The following is an 8571-nucleotide window of genomic DNA, read 5'->3' as shown; positions in this document are numbered from 1 at the left end:
GGGGGGCCCGCGGGGCGGGGGGCCCCCACCAGGGGCGCCCCCCCCCTGCACGGTCAGGAAGCCCGTGCTCCGATCAGAGTGGCCTCCACGGCCTCACACGTCATCTCGATCGGCACGACTTCCTCCCGCATGTCTGTGCAGGAGGCACGCATGCGCCTCAATGCCACAGAGGAATACACCCTCACGCGACGCGAAGATCACCACTTCCAGTCGTGCGGAACCCGAACGACATCCGTGTCCATGGAAAAGGGCGCGTCACTGCCTTCGACGACCTGGTGGAGCGACGGACTGCAGCTCACCGAAGGACTTCCTCCGGACCCGCCTTCTCAAGCGCGGCCTTGGCTCCGCGACCGGAGCTGGCCACGGCTGTTATAGAGGCGGCAACAGTGACAGCAGCGAGAGCGAACAGCGTGGGCGGGGTCTTGGACGCGACACCGGGATGCGCGATGAACACCGAGAGGGTAGCGACGACGGCAATCCACGAGCCGGCCACGCCGAACGCCATCGCGACCCCGAGCAAGGCAAGCGGCCGCAAGACCTCGGCAGACGGTCGACAACGGGTGACCACGGCGGCGGGTGTCACTGCCGCAGCGATGAGGAACGTTGCCAGCCCAAGCCACCCCAGAGCCCCCAGCCAATAGGAGGGCGGATCGACCAGATAGGCGACCATCAGGAGCAAGAACCCGCCGAACGCCACGGACAGCAGCGCAACGAGAGCCACCAGCGGGCGCCAGGCGGCCCAGTTGCCGGTTTTGGAGGTCTCCACAAGCAGCGATAGTGCGCCGAACAGCGCGATGAGCCCACCGCCGTACATGGCATAGCGCGCCACGCCGAACAGGGGCCACACCCAGTTCAGGGAATCCGGATCCAGTAGATCGTCCAGAACCCAGCTCAACAACTGCAAGACATATAGTGCGGCGCACCAACTGACCCAGGCTGCGGCAACACTTGCCTGCATGCGCCGACGGCGCCGCTCGACGGTGTCAACAGGCATCACGGGACGAAGCCACGCCTGGAGCACGCCGATGAGGAGGTCTGCGACGACGCTTGGGCCGGCGCCGGTGTCCTCCACCAGTGTCTCCAGTTCACAGCCGTAGCGCTCGCGGAACGAGGGAGGGTACGCCCGCAGGATCATCCGGGCCGTCACGTTGATCATGCGCCTGCTACCCCCAGCCGGGTCAACCCGGCGCGTGCGAAGCGGGCCATCGCCCGGAGTCTGTCGTCGAGTACGGCCTGGCCTTCTACGGTGAGGCGGTAGGGCCGGCGGCGCTCGTCCCCGTCCACCGCCGCGACCAGCCCGGATCCCTCCAGGCGGGAGATGGCGGCATACAACGTCCCCGGCCCCAGCCTGATGGACGTCTGTTCCTCGACGTCCTTGATGATTGCGTAGCCGTGCTTGGCGCCGTCGGCCAGGCTGGCCAGGATCAGTAGCCCAGGATCAGCCCATCCGACGCGGTCACGTTGACGAGGCATCAGGTGCTCCCTTCGTTCATACTACGTTACACGGTATATCGTTGTACGTAGTAGTCACTCGAGCGCCGCTGGCCCCGCAAGGCGATACCGCGCACGCCCGTATAAGCCGAGGACCTGACAGCGGAGTTGGCCGTTCGAATGGTTGACAGGAGCTGACCGTGCAAACCCCCACTGGGCGGTTTGCCACCGTGCTGCGGCACGGCGCGGCCGGCCGGATACCCAGCCCCGGAAGACCTCACGCGTCCAGGAAACGCCCGACGTTGGTCGCACCTCCATGCGGTACTGCCGCCACATCGTCGACAACGACGGGTGCAGGGCCGTCGTCCGGGAAGAAGGCGTCGGCGATCCGGAGGAGACCGGGTGGTCGGCCAGGCCCTGCCCCTACTCGGTCTGCCCGGCCCCTACTCGGTCTGCACGACGAACAACGTTGCCGAGCAGGCGAAACCGCCGGGCAGATCCCGCGGGCGGCAGATGCGCCGGGCACTGATCACGGCCGATTTCTGTGCGAGCGGGTGCGCAACGCGCGAGTCGCGTCCCCATACGTGCCCGACCGCCCTACTCAACCCGGATCTCGTACGTGCGCCGCTGGAGGGGCGGCCGCGTCTCCTCCCATGGACGCCGGTGCTCCAAATGCAGCAGAACTCGGCCCTGCCGTAGGGCCTTCACGACGAAGAGCAGGTCGGCGGAGGTACCCGGGGGCCGCCCCTCGAGTTCCTTGGCGGGCGGGCGCCCCTGGGCCACCTCGACGACGCTCGTGTCCCCCTCCAACTCCCAGGTCCAGGTGTAACCCGCGGAACCGAGGGCGGGCAGCCGGATCAGGAAGCTCGCGCCGGGCTCCAGAGCAACGGGGCCGGGCTCCGTGTGTTCGGGGATGGTCATCGGTGCGCCGTTCGAGGTGGGGAGACATGTGGGGCAGCGGCTGGGCAGCCCCACACGGTGTAGGCGGGTCACGCCTGGCCGATGACTGTCCCCTCGTGCCAGCCCGCTCCGTCACGCCAGTAGTGCTGAAGCCGGCCGTCGGTGCGAAGGACCACGACCTCGAGGTTGAGGCCGAAGCTGCCTTCGACGAGTCCGGCGACCGAGGCAACATCGTGGCCGAAGACCGCGCCCAAATGCCAGCTCATGTCCACCGTGTTGTCGCGCCACCAGTGCTGGACCCGGCCTCCCGCGGCGACGCACAACTCGAAGTTGCCGACACCGTTCTCGGTGGCCATGCCGTACTGGCCTTGGATCATCACCGGCGCACTGGCGATGCCGGAGCCGAAGACAGGGCCCGCGTTCCAGGCCATGCCGTGGTCGTTGTCCCGCCACCAGTGCTGCATCTGGCCCGTGCCGAGTACGCAGACCAGTTCGAAATTGCCCTGCACACCATAGTTGCTCTGCACCAGCGACGCACCGCTGAAGGCCACGCCCGCACCGAAGAGCGGTCCCGGGTGCCAGCCCGCGCCGTCGCGCCACCAGTGCTGCAACTGACCGCTGCCGACTCGTACGACGACCTCGAAGTTGCCCGGCGCGCCGTAGTTCGACTGGATGAAGCCCGGCACCCCTGCCGCATTCGCCGGGCCGAAGACGCCGCCGTCGTTCCACTTGCCGCTGTTCTGGTCCAGCCACCAGTGGTGCAGCCGCCCGGCTCCGGTGAGGTAGACGCATTCGAAGTTGCGGTTGAAGGTGGTGCTGGTGAGCGTGGGGCAGACGGCCGCGTCCAACCCGAAGACGGAGGCTCGTGCCCACGGGAAGCCGGCGGCCGTGTTGTCGCGCCACCAGTGCTGGACGGCCGAGCCATTGGTGATGGCCAGCATCTCGAAGTTGCGGTGGGTGGCACCATTGCCACTCTCATACAGGTTTCCATTGTGCAAACGGCGCTTGGTCCACGGGTCCGGGTTCGTCGCCAGCACTCCGTACTTGGCGAACTCGTCGATACGGATCTCGCCGTAGCCGATGCGCACATAGCCTCCGTCGCCCCAGCCCCGCCCCCAGGAGTTCTTGGCGATCCAGCAGCGATCGGGGTCGCTGTACCCGACGATCGCGATGCAGTGCAGGCCCGCGATGTGCTGCACCGTCTTGTGGTAGACGCCGGTGCGGTAGGCGAAGAAGTCGTCGGGCACCTCGATGCAGCATGTGATCGGACCGACGGCATCGAGCCACTGCTTCTGGTCGTTGGCCGTGCCGAGTTGCTGGTAGCCGTCGATCTTGACGATCCGTCCGTTGCGGTCGGGAGTCGGATGGTAGGCGGCATTGTCGGTGCGGTAGGGCCAACACCCCGGGTCGGCGAGACCATGCGCCTTGATCCAGTCGAAGTAGGTGTTCGGCCAGGAGCCGTCCGCGCAGTGCAGTCCCAGGCCGTCGTGCGAATCGCCCTCGGACCTCACACACCAGACGGCGTGCTCGATCCTCACCCGGCTCTCCACTACGGCAGTGGTCCCGAAGGCCACGCACGACTGGCACGGATCCTGGTCCCTGACCTGAGTGACCCAGTTCAGGCCCCACCGGTTGCGCCAGTCCAGCTGAAGACTCAACCCTGCCTCGTCCACGCCGGATTGCGGTGCCGCGCGGGCCATCAGCTCGTCGTCCACGGCCAGCGGGCCGGTCGGCAGCCCGAGCGCCGCCCGGCGAGCAGCCAGGAAGTGGTTGGCCGTGGGGTGCTCTTCCAGCAGGCCGGCCAGATCGATCTGCGGTACAACGGCCGCGGGCACGAGCTGTGCCTCGCTGGGTACGCCAAGCGGATGAACCGGCACCTGTTCGGCGTCGTCCGGTCGCGCGTCCGTGTGCCAGCGCACCTCCGGGCCCCCCAGCGCCCGGCGCACCTCTCCATAAGTGACCATTGCGATTCCTTCCCCCATACCTCAGGTTTTCGCCTGGCCCTGCCGCCTGGTGCGAGAGGGGATCCTGGATCTCCTGTTACGTCAGCCGTCCCGGTTCGCAACGAGGCATTTCCATAAATGGAAATGAGCCTGGCCGTAAGCTCACCCGCCAGCGCGGGTCGCCGGTCAGGACCGTAGACCAGCGTGAGACCGTCGGCAACGCTCACCGCAAGAAATACGCCCCGCCTCGGAGGTGATTATTTTTACGCCATTTAATTCAGCGACCCAGCTACGGGACCGTTTGCGATCTTCTTCCGCTGATCACGCTCTCACCACCATTGTCACGGCCTACCCGCTGGCCCATCCAACAACAAGCGTGCCGCCCTTGACGCCTTCGCACCCGGAGGGAGCAACCCCGTCCGCCGCTTCGTGACGTACAGGAGGTGCCGCCGGCACACAGCCGGATCCCCTCCATCCCGATACCTCGGCAGCTTGCCCAGAAGTCGCTCGAGCAGAATGCCCTCCGTGACCCCGATCTGCAGCTTGAATTCGGAAGGTGGAATTCCGTCATGGAATCCGATGCAGACTCCACGACGTCCATCCAACGAGCACTTTGTCCCGGCAGCCGTGTTCCGTTCCAGGTTTGGATGTCGCGCCAGTTCGGGGTGGATTCGCAGGTGAGTCTGCGCTCATGAGGTCGATCCACGCGACACGATTATGACTTCGGACCGGTGACGGCGCGCCTCATCGCCGCGGGCGAGCCGGCGGTGACTCAGGAGCCAGCCGAAGGTCCGCTGGACCACCCGGTGTCAGAGGATCACCGTGAATTCTTCGACAGTGGGGGCGCGTTGTACGACTTCGCCGTCGATGCCGAGGCGGGCGCCACGGCATGGAGGCCACCATCACCCTCAGCGGACACAGTCCTCAGCCGCGGCGATGTCCGCACGAGGCTGTTTGCACCGACACGGCTCCACCGACCGCTTCAGGACGAAGCGATGGACCTTGGCGATGGTCTCCTCGCGGGGGCGCGTGCGGCGGCGCTCCGAGGACGCGCCGCCGCAGAAACTCGCCCACCCCGCAGACCTTTCCCGGCCGGGGCCGCGTCGCCCACACCCCATGAATTGAGGTGATGTGTATGTGATGACTTGAAAAGTTCTTCACATTGTGAGCACGCGTCAGCCCGGCTTTGGAGCGGACTACACCTCGAGCTGCTCCTCCACCTTCTTGAGTTGGTGGCGAGCCATCGCCAGGTTCGAGCGAGTCTTGTCGAGCACAAGGTAGAGGAACAGCCCGTTGCCGTTGCGGCCGGCGACCAGTCGCATGAGGTGGTACTGCTTCTCCAGGGTGATCAGAATGTCCTCGATCTGGCCCTTGAGGCCCAGATGCTCCATGGTGCGCACCTCGGAGCGGATGACATCCGTGTTGCCGGCCGCGGCGACCGTCAGGTCCAAGCCCTTGCCGCCGCCCAGGGTGCCAAGGGCCATGCCGCTGGTGTAGTCGACGACCGCCGCCCCCAGTGCCCCGTCGACCCCCGCCATCATCTCCTTCAGCGACACTTCCACACTCGTCACGGAGTTTCCCCTTTGGTTGTCAACTGCAGCGGGCCGCCTGTTCCGGACCCGCCCTCGTGGCGGCACCGTAGGCTGGCGAATGCAGTGCCAGGGGCGCCTCTCCATAGGTGACACACAATGATCGAAAGGCGGTCTACGAGGGTCGCCCGATGACAAGGATTGACGCGCAAGCCTGGATGCAGCGTTTACTCAGCAAGTGTCGAGAGCCGTGGTTTGGGTGGCGCGAGGGGCCTTGCGCGCTCGTCCAGGACGCCGCCCGCGTACTGAGGCGGTTGCCGCCGCCCCAACCGGAGCCGACCGAGGATCCCCTTGTTCCGCTCCCACCACCCGCACTCCACCGCCCACGCCGATGCGAAAGCCTCACCCGCACTCCACCCCGGCCGCAGTCGCACGCCCGCTGTCTCCCGGGTGCGGCAACCTACCCATCGCCGACCGTTGGCCACCGATCTTGGATAGGCTGCTGGGGAGCCCTTCAGGAGGTGTCATGGCGAAGGTCACCATCAGCCTGGACAGCGATCTGGCCATCGAGGTCATGCTGCTGGCCGGTGCCAGGAACCCACAGGACGCTGTCGAGTTGATCGTCCGGGACTACCTGGCACGGGGTCACCGCACCGAGGCTCGTACCGGTAACGCTGCCGACCAGGATCGCCTCGCCGACCGGCGGTCAGCGCCGGAAGAGGGCCGATGAGCACTTCAAGTGAGATCGGCGTTTCGGCTGATGGTTGAAGGTCCTTCGGAGCAGGGTCCGGCTGGTGTCTATTGATCTTGTTCCCGGCGACCTGTGGGAGCGAAGAACTCCACTGCTGCCAGAGCGGCCGCCCCGACGTCACGGTCATCCCGGACGGCTGCCGGTGCCATAGCCGGCGACCGGCTGAGCGCGACCTCCTCTGATGCCCTCGATCCGCTGAGGCTGTGCTCCTACGTCGGACCTGGCCCCTCGACCTGAGGCTGCTCACGGATCTCGCTGACCGGACCGTGCTTCCCGACGGGCTACGCACCGCGCTGCGCGACAGCGGGCGGGTCGGTGAACCCGTCCGACACATCGTCTCGAGCGGGCCTGTGGACGAGGTCGACAGCCGGTTCGAGCTGCACCGCCTGGTGCAGCACTGTGCGCGGACCCAAAAGCCGGACGAGGAGGGTGGACTCCACGTGGACCACGGCGCCGTGGAACTGCTGGCAGGCGAGGAGGGCCCACTGGTGGTCCCCGACCGTGCGCCGCATCCGGAACCCGATTTCCGCACTTCCGAGCGACAGGGGGAACGCCAACGAGAGCGTGGATGTTCGTGCCGGAACAGTCGCCCTCCTTGAGGGCCGAAAGCCCACCAACCGCTGCAGGGCAGGCAGCCCATGGCGATGCGGGGCTCGCTCGCAGTGGCAGGCACCCGGACGTAGGCTGGTAACAGCGCGACTGATGGGGCGGATGTGACGGCCAACCGCTTCGGGACGGTGGCCGGACAGGGCCTTGGTGACGAGCCTCCCTGGAAAACCCGTGTCCGTCGGTCCGGTTGCCGCGCACCGGCCTCATCAGGAGGCACCCCTGCGGGAGGCGGGACGATGTCGGCGAACACCATGCGAGCCGCTCGTTTCGAACGCGCCGACGGGCGGTTGTCCGTGGTCAAGGACATGCCTGTCCCCAAGCCGGGGCCGGGTGAGCTACTTGTCCGCGTCGAGGCGTGCGGCATCTGCCTGTCGGACGTGCACATGATCGACGGCACGCTGCCCTGCCCACTGGAGGAAGTCACTCCTGGGCACGAACCGGCGGGCACGATCGCTCGTACCGGGCCCGACGTGCCGTACTGGCAGCCGGGGCAACGGGTGGTGATCGCGCCGGGCAGGCCCTGCGGCTCCTGCCGCCACTGCGGGGACCCACTGGGCTGCCTCGCGCCCCAGACGATGGGTCAGAACTGGGACGGTGCCTGGGCCGAGTACGTCATCACACTGAGCAGCACACTGGTGGAGGTGCCCGACGGCGTGCCGATCGAACAGGCGGCGATCTGCGCCGACGCGGTGGCCACGCCGTTCTCGGCGCTGCTCGACCGCGGTGGGCTGCGTCCGGGCGAGACCGTCGGCGTGTGGGGAGTCGGCGGCCTCGGCGTCCACGCCGTGCAGACCGCCCGCCTCGCCGGAGCGAGCCTGATCGTCGCCGTGGACACCCTCGACGCCGCCGTGCAGCGGGCACTGGAGGTCGGAGCCGACCACGCCCTGAATCCACTCACGGCCGACGTCCGCGAAGAGGTGCTGCGGCTCACCGACGGTGAGGGGCTCGACCTGGCGGCAGAACTGTCGGGCGTGGGCAACGCGCTCGACCAGGCGGTCTCCTGTCTCGGCCGCTACGGGCGAGCGGTCGCGATCGGCATGTCCCAGGAGCCGATTCGTCTCACCGAGAACACGATCAGCTTCGGGTACTTCAACCACGCCGTTCTCGGACACGACGGCTACACCCGGCAGCACCTCACACGGATCATGCGACTGCTGGCCTCCGGCCGCCTCGACCTGTCCCGCTCGGTCTCCGACGTGCTGCCCTTGGAGGACGTCGGCCTGGGCGTGGAGCGGCTGCGGACCAAGGAGGGTGATCCTGTCCGCATCGTCATCAAGCCGTAGCCGGGCGGGGGGTTGGGGGCACCGGCGCCGTGCCCCCCCCGGGGGGGGGGCGGGGCGGGGGGGGTGGGGGCGGTGCCGCGGGGGTGAGGTCCCCAAAGGGGGCGCAGGTAGCGTTGTTGGGGTGT

General features: G+C 67.5%; 8 protein-coding genes. 2 read left to right on the top strand and 6 right to left on the bottom strand.

The window, feature by feature from the left end; translation table 11 throughout:
- Positions 1–295 precede the first annotated feature (295 nt).
- From ACFW2E_RS08925 to ACFW2E_RS08905, 5 genes are all read right to left on the bottom strand, one after another.
- The gene (locus ACFW2E_RS08925) at positions 296–1156 is read right to left on the bottom strand and encodes a hypothetical protein (RefSeq protein WP_384463565.1); all 861 of its coding nucleotides are present in this window, start codon (positions 1154–1156) and stop codon (positions 296–298) included.
- Positions 1153–1473, bottom strand: coding sequence for a PadR family transcriptional regulator (locus ACFW2E_RS08920; protein WP_384463562.1), 321 nt, complete (start codon positions 1471–1473; stop codon positions 1153–1155). The genes ACFW2E_RS08925 and ACFW2E_RS08920 overlap by 4 nt, the downstream gene beginning before the upstream one ends.
- 555 nt (positions 1474–2028) lie before the next feature.
- Positions 2029–2352, bottom strand: a complete 324-nt coding sequence (locus tag ACFW2E_RS08915) for a protease inhibitor I42 family protein (protein WP_384463559.1) — start codon at positions 2350–2352, stop codon at positions 2029–2031.
- Between the two features lie 68 nt (positions 2353–2420).
- Positions 2421–4295, bottom strand: a complete 1875-nt coding sequence (locus ACFW2E_RS08910) for a C1 family peptidase (RefSeq protein ID WP_384463556.1) — start codon at positions 4293–4295, stop codon at positions 2421–2423.
- A 1175-nt stretch (positions 4296–5470) separates the two neighbouring features.
- Positions 5471–5845 carry a hypothetical protein gene (locus ACFW2E_RS08905; RefSeq protein ID WP_384463553.1) on the bottom strand — a complete coding sequence of 125 codons (375 nt, stop codon included), beginning with the start codon at positions 5843–5845 and terminating at the stop codon, positions 5471–5473.
- Positions 5846–6329: 484 nt separating this feature from the next.
- On the opposite strand from ACFW2E_RS08905, the gene ACFW2E_RS08900 reads away from it, so the two are divergent.
- The gene (locus ACFW2E_RS08900; RefSeq protein ID WP_384463550.1) at positions 6330–6533 is read left to right on the top strand and encodes a hypothetical protein; all 204 of its coding nucleotides are present in this window, start codon (positions 6330–6332) and stop codon (positions 6531–6533) included.
- Between the two features lie 302 nt (positions 6534–6835).
- Here ACFW2E_RS08900 and ACFW2E_RS08895 read toward each other — a convergent pair whose 3' ends face one another.
- Complete coding sequence (locus tag ACFW2E_RS08895; protein WP_384463547.1) at positions 6836–7066, bottom strand: hypothetical protein; 231 nt, start codon at positions 7064–7066, stop codon at positions 6836–6838.
- A 333-nt stretch (positions 7067–7399) separates the two neighbouring features.
- Between ACFW2E_RS08895 and ACFW2E_RS08890 the strand changes: the two genes are divergently transcribed.
- The gene (locus ACFW2E_RS08890; protein ID WP_384463544.1) at positions 7400–8446 is read left to right on the top strand and encodes a zinc-binding dehydrogenase; all 1047 of its coding nucleotides are present in this window, start codon (positions 7400–7402) and stop codon (positions 8444–8446) included.
- The last annotated feature ends 125 nt before the right edge of the window (positions 8447–8571 follow it).

The organism is Streptomyces sp. NPDC058964 (genome assembly GCF_042741275.1).
In the GTDB taxonomy this organism is placed as follows: Bacteria; Actinomycetota; Actinomycetes; order Streptomycetales; family Streptomycetaceae; genus Streptomyces.
This window is presented reverse-complemented; position numbering and strand designations above follow the sequence as displayed.